The sequence below is a fragment of the Micromonospora sp. CA-263727 genome, assembly GCF_050942455.1.
In the GTDB taxonomy this organism is placed as follows: Bacteria; Actinomycetota; Actinomycetes; order Mycobacteriales; family Micromonosporaceae; genus Micromonospora.
In genome coordinates, this window is the sequence record NZ_CP192031.1 from 2,867,196 (window position 1) to 2,888,622 (window position 21,427).

General features: G+C 72.2%; 22 protein-coding genes. 11 read left to right on the top strand and 11 right to left on the bottom strand.

From position 1 onward, the window contains the following. Positions 1-7: 7 nt before the first annotated feature. Positions 8-484 (bottom strand): hypothetical protein, encoded by a 477-nt coding sequence (locus ACQPYA_RS12750; protein WP_433532790.1) that lies wholly within the window; start codon positions 482-484, stop codon positions 8-10. 547 nt (positions 485-1,031) lie between these two features. Here ACQPYA_RS12750 and ACQPYA_RS12755 point away from each other — a divergent pair. Both ACQPYA_RS12755 and ACQPYA_RS12760 read left to right on the top strand, forming a co-directional pair. After that, positions 1,032-3,794 carry a M14 family metallopeptidase gene (locus ACQPYA_RS12755; RefSeq protein WP_433532791.1) on the top strand — a complete coding sequence of 921 codons (2,763 nt, stop codon included), beginning with the start codon at positions 1,032-1,034 and terminating at the stop codon, positions 3,792-3,794. 24 nt (positions 3,795-3,818) lie between these two features. Further along, positions 3,819-4,451 carry a hypothetical protein gene (locus ACQPYA_RS12760; RefSeq protein ID WP_433532792.1) on the top strand — a complete coding sequence of 211 codons (633 nt, stop codon included), beginning with the start codon at positions 3,819-3,821 and terminating at the stop codon, positions 4,449-4,451. A 54-nt stretch (positions 4,452-4,505) separates the two neighbouring features. Here ACQPYA_RS12760 and ACQPYA_RS12765 read toward each other — a convergent pair whose 3' ends face one another. Further along, entirely contained in the window at positions 4,506-5,339 is an 834-nt protein-coding gene (locus ACQPYA_RS12765) for an IclR family transcriptional regulator domain-containing protein (RefSeq protein ID WP_433532793.1), read from the bottom strand. A gap of 33 nt (positions 5,340-5,372) precedes the next feature. Continuing rightward, positions 5,373-6,830: an amidohydrolase family protein gene (locus ACQPYA_RS12770; RefSeq protein WP_433532794.1), complete on the bottom strand. Its 1,458-nt coding sequence runs from the start codon at positions 6,828-6,830 to the stop codon at positions 5,373-5,375. Positions 6,831-7,013: 183 nt separating this feature from the next. Between ACQPYA_RS12770 and ACQPYA_RS12775 the strand changes: the two genes are divergently transcribed. The 6 genes from ACQPYA_RS12775 to pdxY all read left to right on the top strand — a co-directional run bounded on the left by ACQPYA_RS12775 (position 7,014) and on the right by pdxY (position 12,140). Further along, positions 7,014-8,210, top strand: a complete 1,197-nt coding sequence (locus ACQPYA_RS12775; RefSeq protein ID WP_433532795.1) for a CaiB/BaiF CoA transferase family protein — start codon at positions 7,014-7,016, stop codon at positions 8,208-8,210. Beyond that, positions 8,207-8,995 carry a citryl-CoA lyase gene (locus ACQPYA_RS12780; RefSeq protein WP_433532796.1) on the top strand — a complete coding sequence of 263 codons (789 nt, stop codon included), beginning with the start codon at positions 8,207-8,209 and terminating at the stop codon, positions 8,993-8,995. The genes ACQPYA_RS12775 and ACQPYA_RS12780 overlap by 4 nt, the downstream gene beginning before the upstream one ends. 12 nt (positions 8,996-9,007) lie before the next feature. Then, positions 9,008-9,886, top strand: a complete 879-nt coding sequence (locus ACQPYA_RS12785; RefSeq protein ID WP_433532797.1) for an extradiol ring-cleavage dioxygenase — start codon at positions 9,008-9,010, stop codon at positions 9,884-9,886. Beyond that, positions 9,883-10,242 (top strand): hypothetical protein, encoded by a 360-nt coding sequence (locus ACQPYA_RS12790; protein WP_433532798.1) that lies wholly within the window; start codon positions 9,883-9,885, stop codon positions 10,240-10,242. The genes ACQPYA_RS12785 and ACQPYA_RS12790 overlap by 4 nt, the downstream gene beginning before the upstream one ends. Continuing rightward, complete coding sequence (locus ACQPYA_RS12795; protein ID WP_433532799.1) at positions 10,242-11,207, top strand: quinone oxidoreductase family protein; 966 nt, start codon at positions 10,242-10,244, stop codon at positions 11,205-11,207. The genes ACQPYA_RS12790 and ACQPYA_RS12795 overlap by 1 nt, the downstream gene beginning before the upstream one ends. Positions 11,208-11,288: 81 nt before the next feature. Beyond that, positions 11,289-12,140 (top strand): pyridoxal kinase PdxY, encoded by an 852-nt coding sequence (pdxY, locus tag ACQPYA_RS12800; protein ID WP_433532800.1) that lies wholly within the window; start codon positions 11,289-11,291, stop codon positions 12,138-12,140. A gap of 55 nt (positions 12,141-12,195) precedes the next feature. On the opposite strand, the gene ACQPYA_RS12805 is transcribed toward pdxY, so the two are convergent. The 5 genes from ACQPYA_RS12805 to ACQPYA_RS12825 all read right to left on the bottom strand — a co-directional run bounded on the left by ACQPYA_RS12805 (position 12,196) and on the right by ACQPYA_RS12825 (position 17,268). Continuing rightward, positions 12,196-13,485, bottom strand: a complete 1,290-nt coding sequence (locus ACQPYA_RS12805) for a PucR family transcriptional regulator (protein WP_433532801.1) — start codon at positions 13,483-13,485, stop codon at positions 12,196-12,198. A 200-nt stretch (positions 13,486-13,685) separates the two neighbouring features. After that, positions 13,686-14,906 (bottom strand): ABC transporter permease, encoded by a 1,221-nt coding sequence (locus ACQPYA_RS12810; RefSeq protein ID WP_433532802.1) that lies wholly within the window; start codon positions 14,904-14,906, stop codon positions 13,686-13,688. Between the two features lies 1 nt (position 14,907). Further along, on the bottom strand, positions 14,908-15,603 hold the full coding sequence (locus ACQPYA_RS12815) for an ABC transporter ATP-binding protein (protein ID WP_433532803.1): 696 nt from the start codon (positions 15,601-15,603) through the stop codon (positions 14,908-14,910). Positions 15,604-15,679: 76 nt separating this feature from the next. Continuing rightward, the gene (locus ACQPYA_RS12820; protein WP_433532804.1) at positions 15,680-16,759 is read right to left on the bottom strand and encodes a peptidoglycan-binding protein; all 1,080 of its coding nucleotides are present in this window, start codon (positions 16,757-16,759) and stop codon (positions 15,680-15,682) included. Further along, positions 16,756-17,268, bottom strand: coding sequence for a hypothetical protein (locus tag ACQPYA_RS12825; protein WP_433532805.1), 513 nt, complete (start codon positions 17,266-17,268; stop codon positions 16,756-16,758). Before ACQPYA_RS12825 ends, ACQPYA_RS12820 begins: the two co-directional genes overlap by 4 nt. Positions 17,269-17,442: 174 nt before the next feature. Between ACQPYA_RS12825 and ACQPYA_RS12830 the strand changes: the two genes are divergently transcribed. The 3 genes from ACQPYA_RS12830 to ACQPYA_RS12840 all read left to right on the top strand — a co-directional run bounded on the left by ACQPYA_RS12830 (position 17,443) and on the right by ACQPYA_RS12840 (position 20,215). Then, complete coding sequence (locus ACQPYA_RS12830) at positions 17,443-18,099, top strand: response regulator transcription factor (protein ID WP_433532806.1); 657 nt, start codon at positions 17,443-17,445, stop codon at positions 18,097-18,099. Further along, positions 18,096-19,253, top strand: coding sequence for a sensor histidine kinase (locus tag ACQPYA_RS12835; RefSeq protein ID WP_433532807.1), 1,158 nt, complete (start codon positions 18,096-18,098; stop codon positions 19,251-19,253). Before ACQPYA_RS12830 ends, ACQPYA_RS12835 begins: the two co-directional genes overlap by 4 nt. A gap of 86 nt (positions 19,254-19,339) precedes the next feature. Next, positions 19,340-20,215 (top strand): alpha/beta fold hydrolase, encoded by an 876-nt coding sequence (locus ACQPYA_RS12840; protein WP_433532808.1) that lies wholly within the window; start codon positions 19,340-19,342, stop codon positions 20,213-20,215. Positions 20,216-20,244: 29 nt separating this feature from the next. Here the strand turns inward: ACQPYA_RS12840 and ACQPYA_RS12845 are convergent, their stop codons facing one another. Genes ACQPYA_RS12845 through ACQPYA_RS12855 form a run of 3 tightly spaced genes read right to left on the bottom strand, consistent with a single transcriptional unit; the run spans position 20,245 to position 21,318 of the window. Then, a complete protein-coding gene (locus tag ACQPYA_RS12845; RefSeq protein WP_433532809.1) occupies positions 20,245-20,676 on the bottom strand; it encodes an SHOCT-like domain-containing protein in 432 nt (143 codons plus the stop codon). 22 nt (positions 20,677-20,698) lie between these two features. Then, positions 20,699-20,959: a hypothetical protein gene (locus ACQPYA_RS12850; RefSeq protein ID WP_433532810.1), complete on the bottom strand. Its 261-nt coding sequence runs from the start codon at positions 20,957-20,959 to the stop codon at positions 20,699-20,701. Beyond that, on the bottom strand, positions 20,956-21,318 hold the full coding sequence (locus ACQPYA_RS12855) for a DUF2089 domain-containing protein (RefSeq protein ID WP_433532811.1): 363 nt from the start codon (positions 21,316-21,318) through the stop codon (positions 20,956-20,958). Before ACQPYA_RS12855 ends, ACQPYA_RS12850 begins: the two co-directional genes overlap by 4 nt. Positions 21,319-21,427: the final 109 nt, after the last annotated feature.

Here is a 21,427-nt window from a genome sequence, read left to right on the forward strand (position 1 = left end):
AGAGCTGTCAATGGCGCGTTGACAGCGCGGCGGCGAGGTCGGCGGCGACGGCGCGTACCGGAAGGGGCAGCCCGGGTGTCGCGGCGAGGTCGGCGGCGATATGCCCGGCCAGGTCGAACAGGCCGCCGGGCTCCGCCTCCAGGGCGAGGGCGGTGGTGCGGCGGATCAGCGCGGCCCGGGAGAACCGGGTGTCCCAGCGGCGGTCGGCGTCGATCCACCGCTGTAGCTCGGCGAGCCGGGCGCGCAGCGCGGCGATCTCGGCCGGCCAGTGTCGGTCGGACTCCGTCCGCCGGGCCCGGCGCGCACCGGCCAGGCGTTGCCGGCGCTGTTCGGCGGCCTGCCGGCTGCCGAGCCCGAGCGCGTCGGCGATCTGCGACCAGGTCGCGCCGGCCTGCCGGGCCCGGTCGATGAGATCCAGCTCGTTCTCGTCCAGCTCGTCGCGGGCGGCCGGGATCCCGGCCAGCCGGCCCAGCGTGTCGCGCACGGGTCAACGCTACGTTGACAGCGGGTTGACCCCGATCCGCCGGTCAGCCGATTGACCGCGCCGTCCGAGGGGCCGGTGGGTGGACACTGCCCGTCGCCGGCAGGTCTGCCGTGCGTGGACGGACCTGCCGGTCCGGCGGCGGCCAGGGCGAGCCGCCACAACAGCGGGTCGGTGACCTCGGCGGGACGGTCGGTGTGGGTCAGCCGTTCGGCGTTTTCAGGCACGCGTGTTCCCCTCTTGTACCCGAGCATCGGAACCCTGATCTCCAGTGTTGATGCAGGTCAAGCGCCGTATGCGAACGATCGGGGCAAGGTGGGCGCGATCACTATCCCGTTCCTTGGGACGATTGACAGATGACCTTTCGCGGGCCAAAGATGTGCGCAACCTGATCACCCCCTACTTCGGAGATGTGACGCTGCGTAATTGGCGGTGCGGGCAGCGTCCACTCCGGGCGCATCGTTTTTGGCTGGTTACGGGGCTGAGACCAGCCGAGGCGACGCGTCGAACTCCTCGCCCACCCGCACGCCGAGAAGGGGCCACAAGCCTCATGTCCGAATTCCGTACCCGTACCCGGTGGCGACGCCGACTACCCGCATCCACGGCCCTGGCCGCCGGTGCAGCCGTGCTGCTGATGATCAGCCCGGCGGCGGCCGTCGTGCCGCAGGCCGCCGCGCCCGCCGCGCCTCCCGCCGACCTCGGCCGGCTCGCCGACGAAACGGCCAACGTGGTCGAGGTGCTGCTCGCCGACAACGACGAACTGGACGCGTTGGTGGCCACCGGCGTCGACCTCGACCACCACGTCGACCGCACCGAGGACGGCGGCATCGTCGTGCACGCGGTGGTGACCGGCAACGAGGTGGCCACCCTGACCGCCGCCGGCTACACCTTCGGCAGGGTCCTGCACACCGCGGCCGACTCGCAGGATCGGATCGCCGAGCGCGAGGCGACCATCGCCGCGCACCTGGCCGACAACCAGGACTTCGGCGCGGGTGCGGGGATCGCGGCCCGCGGGGTCGCCGCCTCCGACGTGAAGATCATCCGTGCCGACTACTACACCAACGGCTCGACCCAGGTGCTGTCGGTGGAGGCGAAGTGGGCGCAGGGGCAGACCGCCACCACCGCGCTCACCGTCCAGCGGGACAGCGGACCGGGCACCGAGATGGGCTCCGGCGGCACGCAGAGCATCACCCGCTTCGTCGACGCGAGCGTCTACATGTACCACCGCGGCGCGGCGAACGTGACCAGCCGGCCGGAGTACGTGCAGATCACCAGCCCCACCGGGGACGTCGCGGTGGCCAAGGTGAATGAATGGCTGCCAATCTCCGGCGACTCTCCGGAGGGTCCGGGCTACCAGAAGGACTTCGTCACCAGCTACCTGACCCCCACCGAGCTCTACGACCGGATCAAGAACCTGGCCGAGCAGTACCCGAGCCTCTCCGAGATCGTCGAGCTGCCCTACAAGACCAACGGCTACCGGCGCAAGGCGCAGGCCGTGCTCGGCACCGCCAACGCCAGCCGCGTCGGCGTCGACTCGCTGGCCTGGGGCCACGAGGGCGGCAACAACGTCTCGGTCGAGCTGGCCAACCCCGGCGCCGCCGACTCGCCCCTGGCGGTGACCGTCACCGGCACCGACGTGCGGGTCAGCCTGGCCACCAACGCCTCCGGCGCGGTGACCAGCACCGCCGCCGAGGTCGTCGCGGCGCTCAACGCGCACGCCGAGGCGGCGACGCTGCTGCACGCGTACACCTACCGCGGCAACGCGGGCACGGGTGTGGTGGCGACGGCCGCGAAGACCACGCTGACGGACGGCCTCCTCGCACCGGCGTCGGTCTCCCGCGACCCGCACCCGGTCTACGCCATCCGGATCGGCAAGCACCGCGACGGCTCCAAGCTCGGCGTGCTGGCGTATGCCCAGGAGCACGCTCGCGAGTGGGTGCCGCCGCTGGTGACCATCGAGACCGCAGAGCGGCTGCTGCGCAACTACGCCAGCGACGCGAACACCCGTGAGCTGGTGGACAACCTCGACATCTGGATCGCCCCGTCGGTCAACCCGGATGGCGGGCACTACTCGTTCTACGACTTCAACTCGCAGCGCCGGAACATGACCAACCACTGCCCGCTGACCGGGAACGCGGACTACCTCGCCCGCAACAGCTGGGGTGTGGACAACAACCGCAACTACACCGAGTACAGCCTCTTCGACGGCTACTCGGGCGCCTCGGCCAGCTGCACCAGCGACACCTACGCCGGGCCCAGCGAGCTCTCCGAGCCGGAGAACAAGAACGTCGACTGGCTGGCCTCCCGCGGGAACATCAAGTTCTCGATGAACCTGCACTCCTCGGGTAACTACTTCATGTGGTCGCCCGGCTCGTACGCGACCCCGGGCCGGATCTCGGCGCCGCGGCCGACCCTGGCCGAGGAGTCGCTGTTCTGGGGCGCCTCGTCGCGGATCCTGACCGCCATCAAGCGGCACCGCAACCTGGCCGTCACCCCGGCGCGTACCGGCCCGATCGCCGACGTGCTCTACTCGGCGGCCGGCAACTCCGGTGACATGCTCTGGTACAAGTACGGCATCTACGCCTGGAACTTCGAGGTCGGCACGTCCTTCCAGCCGGCCTGGGCCTCCGCCCGCGAGGAGACGCTGGAGTTCTCCAACGGTCTGGTGGAGATGCTGCGGGTGGCCCGCGACTACGACACCGACACGACGCGGCCGACCAGCTCGGTGCAGGTCGAGGCGAGCGACACGGCGGGCATGGTCGACGTCACCTTCGACACCAACGAGCCGGCCGCGGTCTTCTACACCCTCGACGGCACCAAGCCCACGTTCGAGTCGTCCCTCTACGGGTCGGCCGGCATCCGGGAGGGCGGCGAGATCCTGACCGTTCCGTCCGGCACGACCGTGCACTGGTTCTCGGTCGACGCCCGCGGCAACGTGGAGAACGGCTACCAGCCCGATGGGAACGGCACCAACTTCAACAAGAAGAAGGTGTGGGACCCGGGGGCGTTGCCGCTGACCGTCACCGCCCAGGTGCGGTGCGTGGCGGGTAAGGCGTACGTGGCGGTGCAGGCGAACAACGAGCACGACGCGACCGTGAGCATCGCGCTGGAGAGCGCGTACGGCAACAAGGCCGCCGCCAACGTCGCGCCGGGTGGGAACTCCTTCCAGCAGTTCAACACCCGGGTGGCCGCGGTCTCGGCCGGTTCGGCGACCGCCCGCGCCACCGGGACGCTCAACGGCGAGACCGTCACGAGCGTCGTCACCAAGGAATACGCGGCCGTCAACTGCGCCGACCCGCGTTCAGCCCAGTAACTGCAAGCGGCAACGGAGAATCTAATGAACACACGGAGTCGTAAGCGGCTACTCGCGGCGGGTGCCGCCGGTGCCCTGCTGGCCGGGTCGGTGGCGATGGCGTCGCCGGCTCTGGCGGAGCCGGGTGACGAGTCGGACGTGCAGGTGACGGTCGACATCGAGGAGATCCGGGAGCCGGGTGTGCTGGCCATGTCGGTGGCGGCGGATTCGGTCGCTCTGACCGAGGACGGGTCGACGCTGCTGGTGCGCCAGTTCGTCGGGACCCTGCCGACGGTGACGGTGACCGATACCCGGACCGCGGATGAGGTGCCGGAGGGTGCCGCGTGGGCGGTGCTGGGCAGCGCGACCGATTTTGTCGGTAGTGCGGGTCAGGCCCCGATCGGTGCCGGTCACCTGGGCTGGAAGCCGCGTCTGATCGACGGCGGCGATACCGGCCTGGTGTCTGAGGGGGAAGAGGTGGTGACGGTTCTGGACGAGGCGACGCAGCCGGGTAACAACGTGGGTCTGGTTGACCAGGAACTCCTGGTGTCGACCTTTGATTCGGGTGCGGTGGCGGGTGACGCGTACTCGGTGAACGCGGATCTGTTCCTGCGGACCCCGGGTGATGTCGCGGCGGGTGCCTACACCTCGACGCTGACCCTGTCGCTGTTCGAGTGATGCCCTGAGGAAAAAGGGGGGCCGCAGCGATGCGGCCCCCCTTTTCCTGCTCGGCTAACCAGCGGTGGCGAGGTCACCGGGCCGGGGACGCACGTCGTGCACGACGCTGGGCACGCTGCCGAGCAACGCCCAGTCCCGGCTGATGTCGGCGGCGGCGCAGAGCAGACGCGGCAGGTGCTCCTCGGTGAGGGTGCGTACCGACGTCTCGGCCGCGTGCACGGTGACGTTGAGGGCGGCGACGACCCGGCCCTGGCCGTCGCGTACGCCGGTGGCCACCGACCGGATGCCCGGCGCGAGATCCTCGTCCGCCAGTGCCCAGCCACGGGCCCGTACCTCGCGCAACGCGGCGTCGAGCGCGGCCCGGTCCGGTCGCCAGCGCGGTGCGATGCCGGAGCGGCCCGGCAGGGCCAGCACCCGGTCGAGTTCGGCCTCGCTCAGCGCGGCGAGCAGCACCTTGCCCATCGACGTGGCCGGGGCGGGGAACCGGGTGCCGATGGTCACCGCCAACGTGATGATCTTCGGTACCGCGACCCGGGTGACGTAGACGATGTCGCTGCCGTCGAGCTGGGCCATCGACGTCGACTCGTTGGTCAGCGTGACCAGGTGCTGCATGTGTGGCCGGGCGATCTCCCACATGTCCAGCGAGTTGATGTACGCCATGCCCAGTTCGAGAACCCGGGGCGTGAGGGCGAAGCCGCGTTCGGCGGAGCGTACGTAGCCGAGGTCGTCGAGGGTGAGCAGGATCCGGCGGACGGTCGGCCGGGCCAGCCCGGTCGCGCCGGCGATCTCGCTGAGCGTCATCACCGGTCGACCGGGCTGGAAGCAGCGCAGAACGTCGAGGCCGCGGGCCAGCGCTTCGATGAAGTCGGGTCGGGCGTCGCGCGCCATTGCTGCCTGCCTTCCGCTCAGGTCACGTGCCGGTCAATGCTTCCACTGCGCCGAGCCGGCGTCCCACTCGGTGTAGGTGTAGGGATTGTCCTGGATCTTCGTTTCGGGAATGTCGGGGTTCATGCCCCTGGCCCAGGCGTCGGCGCCCATCGCGCCGACCAGGTGCTCGACGGTCTGCTCGACGGCGCGCCGGGCCTTGGCCAGGTCGACCCCGAGCAGCTGGTGGTCGTGCTTGACCAGCCGGCCGTTGACCACGACGGTGTGCACGTCGCCGCGCTGGGCCTGGAACGCCACGTGGCCATAGGGGTTGAGGATCGGGAACATCACCGGCGACCGGTCGTTCTTGATCAGTACGAGGTCGGCCTTCTTGCCGGTCTCCACGCTGCCCACCACCGTGTCGAGGCCGAGCGCCCGGCTGCCGCCCCGGGTGGCCCAGTCGACCACCTGTTCGGCGCGCAGCCGGCAGTGCGTGACGGTGTCGGCGCGGGCGTGCGCCTCCAGGTGCTCGCGGGAGCGGTCGGCGCCGAGCGTGGTCCGCATCGCGGAGAAGAGGTCGCCGCTCCACCAGACGCTGGTGTCCATCGACAGCGACACCGGGATGTCGTGGTGGCACAGCGCCCAGGTGGGCGGGTAGCCCTGGCCGGCGCTCTGCTCGCTCTCCGTGGAGACCGAGACCGAGCCGCCGGTGGCGGCGATGCGGTGGTACGAGTCGTTGGTGAGCGTGGCGGCGTGCACGTACACGGTGGACGGGGTCATGAAGCCGTTCTCGTGCATCAGCCGGATGCCGTCGTCGTTGGTGGCGCCCCACACCCCGGCGTGGGTGGTGACCGGGAGGTCGAGTTCCCGGGCCACCTCGAACGCGGCCCGCTCGGGGAAGGCCGGGTCGCCGGTGACGTCGAAGGCCATCTGGAGGCCGAGCATGTCGTCGCGGCTGGCGAACCGACGCTCGACGAAGTCGCGGAACTGCGGGCTGGTGGACCACTCCCACGGCCCCTGCTGGATGTTGCCGTAGGCGAGGACGAACCGGCCGGGCACCTCGCGCAGGGCGTCCACGGCGGCGTCGGCGTGGTCGGTGCTCTGTAGGCCGTGCGACCAGTCGACCGTGGTGGTGACCCCGGCGTCGATCGCCTCGATGGCGGCGAGCAGGTTGCCGGCGTAGACGTCCTCGGGGCGGAACAGCTTGCCGGACTCCAGGTAGTACCAGACGAAGTACTGGGTCAGGGTCCAGTCGGCGCCGTAGCCGCGCATCGCGGTCTGCCACATGTGCCGGTGGGTGTCGATCATGCCGGGCATGAGGATGCCGTCGGACGCGTCGATCTCGATCGCGCCGTCGGGGGCGGTCAGCCCGACGCCGATCTCGGCGACGCGCTCGCCGACGACGAGGACGTCCGCGCCGGGCAGGACGCGGTGGGCGTCGTCCATGGTCAGGACGAGGCCGTTGCGGAACAGCAGGGGACGGTCGGGATCCGGGCCTGATACGGGTGCGCTCATGGCGGTCAACTCCCAGCGGTGGTCGGTGCGGCCCGCTAACGGACAGCTGTCCGTACTGCGGGCAGACCTGCGATGGGCGCAAGTGTGGGCGTCGCCGGTGGAGGTGTCAACGGTTGACAGCCCGCTTTTGCGATCCAATACTCGCTGACACGGACATGTGTCCGTCTGGCGGGCGGGAGTGGGATGTCGATGGCACCGGAGCACGGACTCGAACAGGAACCGAAGCCGGCCGGCGGCCCGTTACGGGGTCTGCTGGTCGCCGACTTCTCCCGGATCCTGGCCGGACCGTACGCCACCATGCTGCTCGCCGACATGGGCGCCGAGGTGGTCAAGGTGGAGAGCCCCGGCGGCGACGACACCCGCACCTGGATGCCCCCGGTCCGGGACGGGATCTCCACCTACTACCTGGGCATCAACCGCAACAAGCGCTCGATCGCCCTGGACCTGCGCGACCCCGACGACCTGGCGGTCGCCCGCGCCCTCGCCGGCCGCGCCGACGTGCTGATCGAGAACTTCAAGCCCGGCGGGCTGCGCCGCTTCGGGCTCGACTACGACACGGTGGCCGGGGCCAACCCCGGCGTCGTCTACGCCTCGATCAGCGGCTTCGGCACCGGCCCCGGCGCGGCGCTGCCCGGCTACGACCTGATGGTGCAGGCTGTCTCCGGCCTGATGAGCCTCACCGGTGACCCCGACGGCCCGCCGTACCGGGCCGGCATCTCGGTCTTCGACGTGATGACCGGCCTGCACGCCACCATCGGCATCCTCGCCGCCCTGCACCACCGGAGCGCGCACGGACGCGGCCAGCACGTCGAGGTCAACCTGCTCACCTCGGCGCTGTCCGGCCTGGTCAACCACAGCAGCGCCTACGTCGCGGGCGACGTGGTGCCGTACCGGATGGGCAACGCCCACCCGAGCCTGTTCCCGTACGAGCCGCTGCCCACCGCCGACGGCGAACTGGTCGTCATCGCCGGCAACGACAAGCAGTTCGCCAAGCTGTGCGAGGTGCTCGGGGCGCCGGAACTCGTGGACGACCCCCGCTTCGGGCGCAACCAGGACCGCACCGCCAACCGGGAGCAGCTGCGACCGCTGCTGGTCGAGCGGCTGCGTACCCGGACCCGGGACGAGTGGTTCCGCGAGCTGATCGCCGCGGGCGTGCCCTGCGCCCCGATCAACACCATCGACGGCGGCGTGGCGCTCGCCGACGAACTCGGCCTCGACCCGGTGGTCGAGGTCGGCGACGGCGACCAGGCGGTGCCCGGCGTCCGGCACCCGATCACCTTCTCGGACACCCCGGCCCGCTACGACCTGCCGCCGCCCGGCCTGGACGAGCACGGCGTCGAGATCCGCAAGTGGCTCACCGATCGGCAGGAGAACCCGTGACCAGCTTCCCGACCTCGATCGGCACCTCCGACGCCAGCAGCATCCGGCTGCTCGGCCAGGATCTCGCCGCCGACCTGATGGGCCGGGTCGGCTTCGGGGAACTGGCCTTCTGGCTGGTCGCGCAGCGCCGGCCCACTCCGTCCGAGGTACGCGTCTTCGAGGCGGTGCTGGTCGCGCTCGCCGACCACGGCTTCACCCCGACGGCCATCGCCGCCCGGCTGACCTATCTCAGCGCCCCGGAATCCCTCCAGGGAGCCCTCGCCGCCGGGCTGCTCGGCGGCGGCTCCCGCTTCCTCGGGGTCACCGAGGACTGCGGCCGGTTCCTCGCCGACACCCTCGCCGCCGTCGACGGGCCGCCGCCCACCGACGACGCCGGCTTCGACGCGCTCGCCCGCCGGGCGGTCACCGCTGCCCGCGCCGGCCGCCGGCTGGTGCCCGGCCTGGGGCACCCCGTGCACAAGGTCGAAGACCCCCGAACCCCCGTGCTCATCCGCATCGCCGAGGAGGAGCAGCTGTGCGGGCCGCACCTGCGGCTGTTCGAGGCGATCGGCCGGGTCCACCCCGAGGTGCTCGGCCGCACCCTGCCGCTCAACGGCGCCGGCGTCTGCGGCGCCGCCCTGGCCGACCTGGGTCTCCCGGTCGACCTGCTGCGCGGCTTCGCGCTGCTGGCCCGCGCCGCCGGCCTGCTCGGCCACCTCGCCGAGGAACGCCGCAACCCGATCGGCATGGACGTCTACCTGACCGTCGACCGCAACGCCACCTACACCGCCCCCGACCCGTCCTGAGAGGAGCCGTCCATGGCCACACTGGCCGCGGTCATCGCCTCCACCCACCACCCCTTCTACTACCGGGCCAGCACCGCGCAGGGCGAGGACCGGCCCCCCTTCGCCGACGAATGGGTACGCAAGATCACCGCGTTCCGGGAGACGCTGACCCGCGCCCGGCCGGACGTGCTGGTGATGGTCGGCTCCGACCACTTCCACCAGCTGTGGTTGGACAACATGCCCCAGTTCCTCATCGGCAAGGCCCCGTTCTACGACGCCAACTGGTACAACGAGGAACGCGAGTTCGGCCTGCCCCGGCTGCTGCTGCGCGGCCAGGAGGAGCTGTCCGGGTACCTGCTGCGCGAGGGTCTCGACGCCGGGTTCGACCTGGCGTTCAGCAACGAGCTGCGCATCGACCACAGCATCACCTGCCCGATCATCACCCTGCGCCCCGAGGCCGACCTGCCGATCGTGCCGGTCTACACCAACATCTTCGCCCCGCCGCTGCCCCAGCCGAAACGCTTCGTGCAGCTCGGCAGGACCATCCGCGAGCTGGTCGAATCCTGGCCCGGCGACCAGCGGGTCGCGGTCATCGGCACCGGCCACCTGTCGCTGGAGCTCGGCGGGCCGAGGCAGTTCGGCGCGCACGGGCCGGACCCCGAGTTCGACCGCAGGGCGGTCGAATGGATCGCCAACGGCGACCTGGAGGGCTGCCTCTCCGAGGTGACCCTGGACAGCCTGCACGCCCCCGGCAACGCCACCCACGGCTTCATGGACTTCATGCTCATGATGGGGGTGGCGGGGGAGGGCGCGAAGGCCGACTACGTCGACACCCTCGATCTCTTCCACACCATGGAGGCGTACTTCACCTGGTACCCGAACGGCGCGCCGGAGATCGGAGGGACGGCATGAGCAAGTACCTGCTGAACAAGTTTCTCTACACCGTCGACCGCGATCCCGACCTGGTCGAGCGCTACCGCGCCGATCCGCGGGCCACGGTGACCTGGTGGGAGGCCGAACGCGCCAACCAGATCCTCAACTGTCACGTCCCCGAGGCGAGCACCTGGCTGCGGTTCGAGGAGGCCGAGCGGGAGGCCCTGGCCACCCACGACTACGTGCGGCTGTTCGAGCTGGGCGCCCACCCGTTCCTCACCCTGACCCTCTTCATCGCCATGTTCGAGCGCGACCACGAGCCGCTGGGCTTCCAGAAGGAGTACGCCCGCCGGCTGGCCCACTTCTCCCTGCCCTACCCGGACATCGCCACCTGATGGACGCCGCCGTCATCACCACCGGCGGCCAGTTGCCCGTCGTCGCCCGCCGGGAGCCGCCGCGGCCCGGCGACGGGCAGCTCCGGGTCCGGGTCGCCGCCGCCCCGATCACCCCGCTGGATGTGCTCTGCGCCACCGGCACCTCGTACTTCGGGCCGCCGGCCACGCCCTACATACCGGGGGTGCAGGGCGTCGGCCACCTGGAGGACGGCACGCCGGTCTGGTTCGCCACCGCCGCCGGGATGCGCCCCGGCGACGGCAGCATGGCCGAACACTGCGTCGTCCCGTACGCCGACGTGGTCGCCCTGCCCGACGGCGTCGACACCCTGCTGGCCGCCCTCGGCCTCTCCGCGGTGGCCGCGCTGATGGCGCTGACCTGGCGCGGCGAGCTGCGGGCCGGGGAGCAGGTGATGGTGCTCGGTGCCGGCGGCGTCGTCGGGCAGGCCGCCGTGCAACTGGCCCGGCTGCACGGCGCCCGGCGGGTCGTCGTCGCCGCCCGCTCCGCCGCCGCCCGGGACCGGGCCCGCACGCTGGGCGCCGACGCCGTGGTCGCGCTCGGCGGCGCCGACGACGTGGGCGCCCTCGCCGCCCGGCTCCGGGACGCCTGCGACGGGCCGGTGGACCTCGTGCTCGACCCGCTCTTCGGCCTGCCGGCCGCCGCCGCGCTGCGGACCCTCGGCCCGCACGGCCGGCTGGTCAACCTGGGCAGCTCGGCGGGGGAACAGGCGTCGCTCGACTCCGCGACCCTGCGCAGCCGCTCGCTGCGGGTGCTCGGCTACACCAACAACGAGCTGGACGTGGCGCAGAGGGCGGCGGCGATCCGGGCGATCGCCGGCCACATCGCCGTCGGCCGGCTCACCGCGACCCACGAGACCGTCCCGCTGGCCGGCGTCGCCGACGCCTGGGCCCGGCAGGCCGAGGGAAGGGCCACCGGCCGGATCGTGCTGACCATGCCACCGCCCTGAGCGCCGTCGCGCCGAGCGGGCCGCCGGGCGGATACCCGGACCCTGGGCGGATCGCGCGGCGTCGACCGCCATGATGAGACGGTGAAGATCCTCTCCATCCAGTCCTCGGTCGCCTACGGCCACGTCGGCAACTCGGCCGCCGTCTTCCCCCTGCAACGGCTCGGGCACGAGGTCTGGCCGGTGCTGACCGTGCACTTCTCCAACCACACCGGGTACGGCGCGTGGCGCGGCCCGCTGCTGGCACCGGCCGACGTGGCCGAGGTGATCGCCGGCATCGCCGACCGGGGCGTCCTCGGCGACGCCGACGCGGTGCTCTCCGGCTACCAGGGCGACCCGGCGATGGGCGCGGTGATCCTCGACGCGGTGACCCTGGTGAAGACCGCCAACCCGGACGCCGTCTACTGCTGCGACCCGGTGATGGGCGACGTCGGCCGGGGCATGTTCGTCCGGCCCGGCATCCCGGAGTACCTGCGCGACGTGGTGGTGCCCCGCGCGGACATCATCACGCCGAACCAGTTCGAGCTGGAGTTCCTCGCCGACCGCCCGACCGACTCGCTCGACGCGCTGCTGGCGGCGGTCGACGCGGTACGCGACACCGGGCCGCGGCACGTGCTGGTCACCAGCGTGCTGCACGGCGACCTGCCGCCGGGGTCGCTGGAGATGGTGGCCGTGTCGGACGAGGGCGCCTGGGCGGTGACCACCCCGCTGCTGCCGATCAGCCCGAACGGCGGCGGCGATGTCACCGCCGCGCTGTACCTCGCACACCTGAGCACGACCGGCTCGCCGGCGACGGCGCTGGAACGCACCACCGCCTCGATCTTCGCGGTGCTGGAGGCGACGCTGGCGGCCGGCACCCGGGAGCTTCAACTGGTCGCCGTCCAGGAGGCGATCGCCGCGCCGCCGCCCCGGTTCCCCGCCCGTCGCCTGCGATAGACCCGGTCGTCTCGCGGCCGGCGGCGGACCCGGGCGGCGGCCAACCCGGCCGGCCTCACTCCTCGGGCGGGTGATGCCCGCTCAGCCGGGCCAGCTTCAGCGCCAGGTGCAGGCAGAGCCGCTCGGCGCCGTCCTTGAGGTCGGTCCCGGCGAGCTCCTCGACGCGTTGCAGCCGGTAGTAGAGCGTGGTGCGGTGCAGCCGCAGCTCGGCCGCGGTGGCATGGGCGTTGCCGGCCAGGTCCAGGTAGCGCTCCAGGGTCGTCAGCAGCGCCTGGTTCCCCGGTACGGGCAGCAGCCGCGCCAGTCCCGGGTGCACGTCGGCCACGGTGAGCTGCTGCTCGCCGAGCCGGGCCAGCACCCGGTAGATACCCAGGCCCGACCAGAGCACCACCCGGCCCAGCGTCGGCAGTTGCGCGCCGATCCGCGCGGCGTGCAGGGCCTCGGCGTACGACTCGACGACGTCGGCCAGGCGCGGCCGGACCCGGCCGACCCCGACCACGGTCCGCTCCACCGAACCGAGGCTGCGCGTGACGTGTTGCAGGTCGTCGTCGAGATGCCGGGCGGCGGTCTCCGGAGTGGGCCGGCCGGCGCTCGGTTCGGCGGGCAGCAGCAGCACCCCGTGGTCGTGCCGGACCAGGTGCAGCGCCTCCCGGGTGCCGGCCCGCCGCCGGGCCGCCACCAGCGACTGCTCCAACGCGATCCGGGCCCGCTCGTCCGGCTGCCGGTGCCGCGGCGGGACGAGGCGGGCGACGAGCGCGATCCGTGGCCCGTCGGCGGCGATCATGCCCGCCTCCAGCAGCGCCCGGACCGCCTGGTCGCGGGTGTCCGGACTGTCGGCGAGCAGCGTCCACGCCGCCTCGGTCTCGCTCTGCGCGGCCAGCTCGCCGAGCAGGTTCTCCCGGTACAGGGCCAGGGAGAGCTCCTTGAGCAGCCCGGTCGCGGCCAGGTCGATGTCGGGCATGCTGCCGTCCGGGTCGATGAACCAGACGAAACCGAGCAGCAGGTCATGGTGGCGCACCGGCACGCAGAGCCGGGGCAGCAGGTCGAGCTGCGGGCAGGCCGGCGTACGCACCGCTGCCCGCGCGTCGGCGATGCCGAAGTCACGGAGCCAGGCGATGACCTCGGGGACGGTCTGCCGGCGCAGGATGGAGGCGCGGCGAACCTCGTCGACCGGCCCGGTCTGTTCGCTGTAGACGACGACGCGCTGCCGTCGGTCCTCGATCAGCGCGGGTCGGCCGGCGTGGGCGGCGACGGCATCGACGATGCGTTGCAGTTCGACCCGCACCAGGTCCCCTTCCCTGCCGCAGACCACGGTGCGCGGGGACCGGCCCGGCCCAGCCATCATGATCAGAGTTCTGTCCACACTGGTAGAGAGCGCCCGACGCGGCAAACGTCTCCATGACCAGCATCCTCGCCAAGAACATCGATGCGGCCAAGGTTTTCCACGGCGGCGTGCTCGGATTCACCGAATACGCCGAGGTCAGCAACCCCATGACGAATAAGTAAAGGGCTTCCGGCGCCGCACCCGGCGCCGGAAGCCCACTGCTACACCGTGGCGAGCGCCTCGGTGGGCGCCAGGCGGGAGGCGCGGATCGCCGGGTAGAGGCCGGCGAGGCCGCCGATCACCAGGGTGGCGGCGACACCGCCGAGCGTCGCCCAGGCCGGCACCACGGTCGGCCAGCCCTGGGAGAGCGCGTACCCGGAGGTGACCAGGATGCCGAGCAGCACCCCGCCGGTCCCGCCGAGCGCCGACAGCAGCAGCGACTCGGCGAGGAACTGGGTGCGGATCTGCCCCCGGGTGGCACCGAGCGAGCGACGCAGGCCGATCTCGGCGCGCCGTTCCAGCACCGAGATGACCATGGTGTTGGCCACCCCGACGCCGCCGACCAGCAGGGCCACCGCCCCGAGGCCGAGCAGTAGCGCGGTGAACGTCTCGTCGGTGGCCCGGGCGGCGGCCAGGGCATCCGAGGGGCGGGAGACGTCGACCTCGTTGGGTGCCTCCGGGTTGGCGGTCGCCCCGAGCACCGCCCGGACCGCCTCGACCTGGTCGGCGTCGGCGCGGGTGTAGACGGTGGTGGGATGACCGTCGAAATCCAGGTGACCGGCCGCGACGGACCAGCCGACCAGGGCCGAGCTGTCCAGCTCCGGCGCGAGCGGCGCCGGGGCGAGCACGCCCACCACGGTGAACCAGCGGCCACCCAGCCATACCTGCACGTCCGGACCGGCGGCCCGGATCCCGAGCCGTTCGGCGGCGGTCGCGCCGAGCACCACGGCCGGGTACCGGGCGGTGGCCTCGTTGAGCCAGGTGCCGCTCGTCACCTCGGCCCCGACGGTCTCCAGCAGCCCGAGCTGAGCCGCCCGGATGGCGATACCGCCGGTCTCCGCCGCCGGGATGCGGTCGGTGCGGTAGACGTTGCCGGCGACCTGACCGGTGGCCGTCGCCTGGCTCACCGGCCCGATCCGGCTGATCATCGCCACCGCCTCGGGCGGAAGCTGCGCGTCGCCGCCGAAGAGGGTCCGCCCCGGTGACACGGTCAGCAGGTTGGTGCCGAGCGCGGCGAGGGTACGGTCCAGTTCGGCGCGGGACGACGACGAGATCCCGACCACGGCGATCATGGCGGCGATGCCGATGGCGATGCCCAGCGCCGAGAGGAAGGCCCGCAGCGGTCGGGTACGCAACCCGACCCCACCGACGCGAACGACGTCGGCGGGAGGCATCCGGGCCGGGGCGAGCCGGGCCGACCGGTCCGGGGAGATCACCGCCATCTCAGCTCACCCCGCTCGGCACCGGCCGCGAGTCGGCCCGCAGCCGTCCGTCGCGCATCTGCACCTGACGGGGCAGGCTGGCGGCGATCTCCCGGTCGTGGGTGATCACGACGACCGTGGTCCCGGCCCGGTGCAGATCGTGCAGGAGGTCGAGCACGGCCGTCCCGGAGCTGGTGTCGAGGTTGCCGGTCGGTTCGTCGGCCAGCAGCACGGCCGGCTCGCCGACGACCGCGCGGGCCACCGCGACCCGCTGCCGCTCGCCGCCGGAGAGCTCGTGCGGCCGGTGGTCGAGCCGGTGGCCGAGGCCGACGCGGTGCAGCGTGGCCTCGGCGCGCCGCCGCCGCTCCCGCCGGGGTACGCCGGCGTAGAGCAGCCCGTCCGCCACGTTGTCCAGCACCGGTACGCCGGGCGCCAGATGGAACTGCTGGAACACGAAGCCGATCCGGGTGGCCCGCAGCGCGGAGAGTTGCCGGTCGGAGAGTCGAGCCACGTCGTACCCGTCGATCAACACCGTGCCCGAGGTCGGCCGGTCCAGCGTGCCGATCACGTTGAGCATGGTCGACTTGCCGGAGCCGGACGGCCCGACGATCGCCACCAGCTCGCCGTGGCCGATCCGCAGTGACACGTCGGCGAGGGCGACCACCCCGCCCGCGTACTCCCGGCCGACCTGGTCGAGCACGATCACGTCTTCGCTCATGACCGCACTCCGCTCCGCTGCGTGCCGTCATGAGGCACCGTCGCACTGTGCTGATGATTCGCTCGCTGACGGTCGCTCATGACGGCATCCCGACGGTGGCGCCCTCGGTGACGCCGTCGCCGGTGATCTCGACCCGGCCGTTGGCGAAGAGCCCGGTGGTGACGGCGACGATCCGGCTGGACCCCTCGCCGAGGATCTCCAGCCCGTAGCCGCCCTCGGCCAGCGCCAGCAGCGAGGCCACCGGGACGGTCAGCACGTCGGGGCGCTCGCTGACGGTGAAGCTCAGCTTGGCGGAGGCCCGGTCGAAGTCGGCCAGCGCCTTCTGGTCGTTGACGGTGACGACCACCTCGATCTTCGTCTCGGCGCCGGAGTCGCCGGCCGCGCCGCTCTTGACGACCGTCTCGACCGTGCTGATCTTCCCCGCCACCTGCCGGCCGTCGGGCAGGGTGACCTCGACCGGCCCGCCCCGCTTGGCGAGACGCTGGTCGTCGACGTCGAGTTCCGTGGTGACCAGCCGGTCGGTGCCGGTGTAGGTGAGCACCGCCTGTCCGGGCTGGACGGCCGCGCCGACGTCGAGCTGGTGGCTCTCCACCCGGACCGGGCCGTCGGCGTACGCGATCCGGCCCAGCTCGACCCGGCCGGTCACGGCCACGCCGAGGTCGTCCTGCCAGGCGCGGACCGCGTCGGCGGTGGCCCAGGTGTACTCGCCGTCGACGGTGAAACCGGTGTAGCCGAGCGCCTTCAGGTTCCGTTCCAGCTGCTCGACGTCCGGGCCCTCGACGCCGGGCTGGAGCGTCCGGTACGCGGGCACCTTCCCGTACAGCAGCACCACCGGATCGCCGTCGACGGCGTAGAGCGCCTTGCCGCGCCGCACGGTGACGCCGGTGTCCGGCAGCGCGGTGACGGTGCCGGGCAGCCGGCTGGCGGCGGTCCGGCTGGGCCCGTACCCGAGCTCACCGTCGACGGTCTCCGCGTCGGCGAGGGTCTGCCGGGTGACGGTGGCGCTGGCGGGCGGCGCGGTGTCGGCCTCGGCGGCGGCACCCCGGACGCCGCCCCCGAATCCGAGCGAGGCGGTCACGCCGGCCGCCGCGACCAGCAGCAGCGCCACGCCACCGGCGGTGGCCGCCATCCGGGTACGGCGGGCGGGCGGGGTCATCGGCGACCGCCGAACTGCGGCGCGTGCTGCCGGCACTTCTCCATCGCGGTACGGAACGTCGGGTCGTCCGGGTTGATCCGGAGGGCGTCCCGCTGGATCTGGATCCGGCCGTCCGGTGCCGGGTCCGGGAAGTCCGGTACGCCGTTCTCCCGCATGCACCGGGCCATGGCCCGCATCTGTTCGAGCTGCTCGGCGTCGAGTTGTGGCGACTGGCCGCCGTTGGGCAGCAGCTCGCGGCACTTCTCCATGGCCGCCTCGACCTTGCTCCGGTCGACGCTGCCGTCGAACCGGAACGTCGGCCCGTTGCCGGCCCCCGGGTCCGGCATGTCCACGCCGTTCTCCCGCATGCACCGGGCGAAGGCCAACCGCCGCTCGTCGTCGCTTGCCTCGGTGCCGCTCGCCGAGGCGGAGGGGGCCGCGGCGGCGCCGCCGGCCGTGGCCACTGTGGTCCCGCCGTCGTCCTGGCCGGCGCACCCCGCCAGCGCGAGCGCCAGCAGCACGGGGAGCATGAGAATTCTCCGTCGCATCGTCGGTGTCCTTTCCGGCGTCCGGCGACCCTCGCCGGACGGCGCGTCCGGCGGCAGCCGCCGGACGACCGGGTCAGTCCAGCCGACGCCGCGTATCGCGGGCGTAACCGAACCCGTTTACGTCGGCGTTATCCCCGCCCGGGGCACCATTGGCGGGTGCGAGTGCTGGTGGTGGAGGACGAGGACGTGCTGGCGGACGCCATCGCGGAGTGGCTGCGCCGGGAGGCGTTCGCGGTCGACGTGGCGTACGACGGGGACGCCGCGCTGGAGCGGCTGGGCGTGAACGCGTACACGGTGGTGGTGCTCGACCGGGACCTGCCGGTCGTGCACGGCGACGACGTGTGCCGGGCGATCGTCGACTCCGGCGGCGAGACCCGGGTGCTGATGCTCACCGCCGCGGCGGCGGTGCGCGAGCGGGTGGCCGGCCTCGCCCTCGGCGCCGACGACTACCTGGTGAAGCCGTTCGCGCTGGTGGAACTGGCGGCCCGGGTGCACGCGCTGACCCGACGGGCCCGCCCGGCCGCGCCGCCGACGCTGCACCGGGCGGGGATCGTGCTCGATCCGGCCCGCCGCGAGGCGCACCGCGACGGCCGTCACCTGTCGCTGACCCGCAAGGAGTTCGCGGTGCTGGCCGAGCTGCTGCGCGCGGACGGGGCGGTGGTCTCCGCCGAGGAACTGCTGGAACAGGTCTGGGACGAGCACATCGACCCGTTCACCAACGTGGTGCGGGTCACCGTGATGAAGCTGCGGCGCAAGCTCGGCGACCCGCCGGTGGTGGAGACCGTGCCGGGAGCGGGGTACCGGATCCGGTGAAGCGACTCACCCTCCGGGCCCGCCTCACCCTGGTCTACGGCGGTCTCTTCCTGCTCGCCGGCGTCGTCCTGCTCGGCGTCACGTACGTGCTGGTGGACCAGCGGATGCCGCAGCAGTTCCGGGCCGAGTTCCCGGACCGGGCCGCGGTGGTCACCCGCGCCCCGTCGAGCGGGTTGGATTTCGACAAGATCCGCATGTTGATCCAGGACGTGCAGAGCGAGGCGAAGCGCAACGCGTTGGAGTCGCTGCTCACCCAGGGCGGCATCGCGCTGGTGGTGGTCTCGGCGGCGGCGGTCGCGTTCGGCTGGCTGATCGCCGGCCGGGCGCTGCAACCCCTGCACCAGATCACCGCGACGGCCCGCCGGATCGCCGGCGCGGACTCCGCCGGGCGCGGGCTGCACGAGCGGATCGCGCTGACCGGCCCCCGCGACGAGGTACGCGAACTCGCCGACACGTTCGACCAGATGCTGGAACGGCTGGACCGCTCCTTCGACGGTCAGCGGCGGTTCGTGGCGAACGCCTCCCACGAGCTGCGGACCCCGCTGACGTTGAACCGGGTGCTGGTGGAGTTGGCGGTCAGCCGGCCGGACGCCCCGGCCGAGGTGCGCCGCCTCGGCGAGGCGCTGCTGTCGGTGAACGAGCGGCACGAGCGGCTGATCGACGGCCTGCTCACGCTGGCCGACTCGGAGAGCGAGCTGATCGAACGCGCCCAGGTGGACCTGGCCGAGATCGCCGCGTACATGATCGATCAGGCGGTGGCGTCGTCACCGGGCATCCCCGTGCGCCGGTCGCTGGGCCCGGCCCGGACGGTCGGCGACCCGGTGCTGCTGGAACGGCTGACGGTCAACCTGGTCGAGAACGCGTTGCGGCACAACGTGCCGGCCGACGGCTGGGTGGAGGTGCGGACCGGCGTGGTGGCCGGGCGCCCGACGCTGGTGGTGGCCAACACCGGTCCGGTGGTGCCCGGCTACGACGTGGAGACGCTGTTTCAGCCGTTCCGGCGGCTGAACCGGGAACGGGTGGCCGGCACCCGGGGCTTCGGGCTGGGACTGTCGATCGTACGGGCGGTGGCCCGGGCACACGGCGGCACCGCCGAGGCCGAACCACGCCCCACCGGTGGCCTCACCGTCACCGTGACCCTGCCGCCAGCCTGACGGCGCACCGGGGGCGGCAGGTGTAGCGGTCGGCGTCGGGGGAACACCGCCGACCGCGCGGTGCCGCCCACGACCAGGGAGTTGCGATGTTCGACGGGTTCGAGGAGTTCGACATCGAGACGTCCGGTACGACGATCCACGGCCGGCACGGCGGCAGCGGGCCACCGGTGCTGCTCCTGCACGGGATTCCGGAGACGCATCTCATGTGGCACCGGGTCGCGCCCCAGCTGGCCGAGCACTACACGGTGGTCGCTACCGATCTGCGGGGCTACGGCGACAGCGGCAAGCCGCCCAGCACCCCCGATCACGAGCCGTACAGCCTGCGCGCCATCGGCCGCGACCAGATCGAGGTGATGGGCAGCCTCGGTTTCGACACCTTCAGGGTTGCCGCACACGACCGCGGGGCGCGCTGCGCGTACCGGCTGGCCCTGGACGAGCCCGACGCGGTCGTCCGGCTCGCCGTGATGGACGTGGTGCCCGTCGGCAGCGCCTACGACCGCGCCGACAAGGAGTTCAGCCTCGCCACCTGGGTGTGGTCGTTCCTCGCCGCGCCGCACCCGCTGCCGGAACGGTTCATCGCCGCGTCCCCGGCCACGCTGCCCGACCTCATGCTCGACACCTGGCCGATGGTGAAGGACGCCTTCCCCGACGAGGTACGCGCGGAGTATCTGGCCAAGTTCCGCGACCCCGAAACGGTCCACGCGATCTGCGAGGAGTACCGCGCCTCCGCGACACTTGACTACGAACAGGACGAGCGGGACCACGGCAACCGGAAGATCGCCTGCCCGGTGCTGTTCCTCTGGGGCGAGCAGGGCTCGGTGGCGCCCCTCTACGAAAACCCGCTCGACATCTGGCGGGAGTGGGCGGACGACGTCCGCGGCGAGCCGCTTCCGGCCGGGCACTTCATCGCCGAGGAGGCCCCTGAGCAGACAACCCGGCAGCTACTGGACTTCTTTGCGTGATCGGGCGGGCGTGCGGCGCTGTGGCGGTGTCACTCGCAGAACACCTGCACCTTGGCGTCGGGCTGGTCGACGTCGACGGTGACGTCGTCGAGCTGCTCGATGAGTTCCTCGATGTGCTGCGGTTTGAGCTGGGTGAGGTCGATCGGCACCCCTGACCTGTTCAGCTCCGCGTTGACCTTGGTGAGCGCGTGCGGAGGGATGAGGCTGGCGAGCCGGACCCCGGCGCGCAGCAGCTGTAGCGGGACCCGGACGTTGACCCGGCCTGGCCCGTCGCCGCCGAAGTTGTCCGCCGAACTCACCACCACCCGCAGGTATCTGGGTCGGGACTTCGGGCGGGGTGCCGCTCCCGGCGGCGACGCGGGCTGCTCTCGTTCGAGGGCGTCGATCAGCCGCTCGGCCTCCTCCGCGGTGATCCTGCCTTCGGCCAGCATCTGCAGGATCTGGCGGCGCTGCTCGTTCATGGTTGTCCCTTCCCCCACTGACTCATCTGACGCTCACCAGCACGGCCGTCCGGCCCTGCTCGATCTCGATCTGCGTGCCGGGCAGCGCCCACAGCAGCTGCCCGACGCCGCGCAGCGCGCCCACCAGGCTCACCCGGGTGGCGAGGCAGGCGACCAGTCCGACCAGCATCGCGAGCAGCAACAGCGGCGCCAGCACCAGCAGCGCTGGCAGGACCGGGACGTAGAGCCGCAGCCCGCGGCCGTTGGGGCGGCGACGGCGTACCGTCACCAGTTGCGGGATCATCGCGACCCCTCCAGCTCGGCCAGCGCCTCCTGGACGCTGATCTCCCCCCGCCGCAGGCGGTCGACGACGTCGGCGCCGCTGGGCGCCGGGTCGGTGTCGACGAAGTCGAGGTGCTCGGCGATCCGGTTCAGCCGGGACTTGACGGTCGGGTAGCTCACCCCGAAGATCCGCTCCATCTCCTTGATCGAGCCGTGTGACCGCACGAACGCGGCAACGAAGACCTGGTCGTCGACGCTGAGTTGAGCCAACTGGGGCGGCTCGAACTGACCCTCGACCACCACGCCGCTGCCGGCGAGCCGGACCCGCTCGACCACGAACGGCTCTCCGCGGCTCAGGTCGGTCAGTTCCTGCCAGTCCACCTTCGACCCCCTCCTCTACGCGACCCGTACCATCCATTCGTATCTTGAATTTCTTAAGGTGTCAACGTGCAAACCTTAATTTCCTCAAGCCCGACATCAAGGGCTGTCC

What these genes read in the sequence shown, in the direction of transcription:
- ACQPYA_RS12755 (WP_433532791.1), top strand. Translation starts at nt 1,032, where the DNA reads ATGTCCGAATTCCGTACCCGTACCCGGTGGCGACGCCGACTACCCGCA.
- ACQPYA_RS12760 (WP_433532792.1), top strand. Translation starts at nt 3,819, where the DNA reads ATGAACACACGGAGTCGTAAGCGGCTACTCGCGGCGGGTGCCGCCGGT.
- ACQPYA_RS12765 (WP_433532793.1), bottom strand. Translation starts at nt 5,339, where the DNA reads ATGGCGCGCGACGCCCGACCCGACTTCATCGAAGCGCTGGCCCGCGGC.
- ACQPYA_RS12770 (WP_433532794.1), bottom strand. Translation starts at nt 6,830, where the DNA reads ATGAGCGCACCCGTATCAGGCCCGGATCCCGACCGTCCCCTGCTGTTC.
- ACQPYA_RS12775 (WP_433532795.1), top strand. Translation starts at nt 7,014, where the DNA reads ATGTCGATGGCACCGGAGCACGGACTCGAACAGGAACCGAAGCCGGCC.
- ACQPYA_RS12785 (WP_433532797.1), top strand. Translation starts at nt 9,008, where the DNA reads ATGGCCACACTGGCCGCGGTCATCGCCTCCACCCACCACCCCTTCTAC.
- ACQPYA_RS12790 (WP_433532798.1), top strand. Translation starts at nt 9,883, where the DNA reads ATGAGCAAGTACCTGCTGAACAAGTTTCTCTACACCGTCGACCGCGAT.
- ACQPYA_RS12795 (WP_433532799.1), top strand. Translation starts at nt 10,242, where the DNA reads ATGGACGCCGCCGTCATCACCACCGGCGGCCAGTTGCCCGTCGTCGCC.
- ACQPYA_RS12805 (WP_433532801.1), bottom strand. Translation starts at nt 13,485, where the DNA reads ATGATGGCTGGGCCGGGCCGGTCCCCGCGCACCGTGGTCTGCGGCAGG.
- ACQPYA_RS12810 (WP_433532802.1), bottom strand. Translation starts at nt 14,906, where the DNA reads ATGGCGGTGATCTCCCCGGACCGGTCGGCCCGGCTCGCCCCGGCCCGG.
- ACQPYA_RS12815 (WP_433532803.1), bottom strand. Translation starts at nt 15,603, where the DNA reads ATGAGCGAAGACGTGATCGTGCTCGACCAGGTCGGCCGGGAGTACGCG.
- ACQPYA_RS12820 (WP_433532804.1), bottom strand. Translation starts at nt 16,759, where the DNA reads ATGACCCCGCCCGCCCGCCGTACCCGGATGGCGGCCACCGCCGGTGGC.
- ACQPYA_RS12825 (WP_433532805.1), bottom strand. Translation starts at nt 17,268, where the DNA reads ATGCTCCCCGTGCTGCTGGCGCTCGCGCTGGCGGGGTGCGCCGGCCAG.
- ACQPYA_RS12840 (WP_433532808.1), top strand. Translation starts at nt 19,340, where the DNA reads ATGTTCGACGGGTTCGAGGAGTTCGACATCGAGACGTCCGGTACGACG.
- ACQPYA_RS12845 (WP_433532809.1), bottom strand. Translation starts at nt 20,676, where the DNA reads ATGAACGAGCAGCGCCGCCAGATCCTGCAGATGCTGGCCGAAGGCAGG.
- ACQPYA_RS12850 (WP_433532810.1), bottom strand. Translation starts at nt 20,959, where the DNA reads ATGATCCCGCAACTGGTGACGGTACGCCGTCGCCGCCCCAACGGCCGC.